The organism is Lactiplantibacillus sp. 30.2.29 (assembly GCF_018991255.1).
Taxonomy (GTDB): domain Bacteria; phylum Bacillota; class Bacilli; order Lactobacillales; family Lactobacillaceae; genus Lactiplantibacillus; species Lactiplantibacillus pentosus.
Map to the genome: position 1 here is coordinate 1 of NZ_JAGYGU010000098.1, position 1,022 is coordinate 1,022.

1 protein-coding gene is annotated in these 1,022 nt (G+C 35.7%); it reads right to left on the reverse strand.

From position 1 onward, the window contains the following. Positions 1–19 precede the first annotated feature (19 nt). Positions 20–979: an IS30 family transposase gene (locus tag KGF65_RS16675; RefSeq protein WP_216788266.1), complete on the reverse strand. Its 960-nt coding sequence runs from the start codon at positions 977–979 to the stop codon at positions 20–22. Positions 980–1,022: the final 43 nt, after the last annotated feature.

The following is a 1,022-nucleotide window of genomic DNA, read 5'->3' on the forward strand; positions in this document are numbered from 1 at the left end:
CTTGAAATGTCAAATTAAGTTAGAAATAACATAACTGTTTATCTGTGATATTTTCCATGAATACCTCAATTGGTGTTTTATAATTTAATGATTTTCTTGGAATATGATTACGCCGGCTACTGACTTGTTGAACTAAAGCATTTGGTAAATTGCGAAAATCCATGCTTTTGTTGAGACCATCTCGTCTAATTAGTCCATTATTATTTTCATTTAAGCCACGCTGATTAGGAGCCCCAACTTCGGCAAAATAAGTACTAATATCATGTTTATTTGCGATTTCTTTCCAACCAGTGAATTCTTTACCATTATCAAAAGTAATTGACTTGAAAAGGTGTTTTGGCTGTTGGGATAGCCATTGACTAAGATGTTTATTAACGCATTCAGCTGATTTTTGTTGGATGTTTAAAATGATTTCAACTTTGGAGAGACGCTCAACTAAGGTCATAACTGCACCTTGATGTGCTTTGCCTTGGACGGTGTCTGCTTCTAAATGACCAAATTCATGTTGAAAATGAGGATAATCCTGATAGCGTTGATAAATACTTCTGCCGAGTCGGCCAGCTTTACCACGCTGTTCAACGTAACCGTTTGGATGCCTTTTACCTTTCATTGGCAACAATTTCACATTGAAAATACCTCTTTGAAAAAGTCGGTATAAGGTTCTCATACTACAACTGATCTGTATCTCAGCTCGACCAATAATCGTATCAGGGGTCCAACCTAATGCGAGTTTCTGCTTAATGTATTTGGTTTCATCTTCTGGTAATTCAATTGCTTTTCGACCGCAATGAGTTTTATTAATTCGATGATTTTCTTGAAATTGACTAATTGAATTACCAGCATCTAGAAACCGGTAAACACGATAAACGGTTTCGCTGGAACGTTTAAGAGCTTTAGCGGCTTGATAGGCTTTAATATCTTGTTTCCAAAAATTATATATGAAGGTTAATTCACGTGTGGTAAGATGTTTATAGGTCATTTGTGGTTACCTCTCTTTTGATTAGGGATATTCAAAAGTCTAC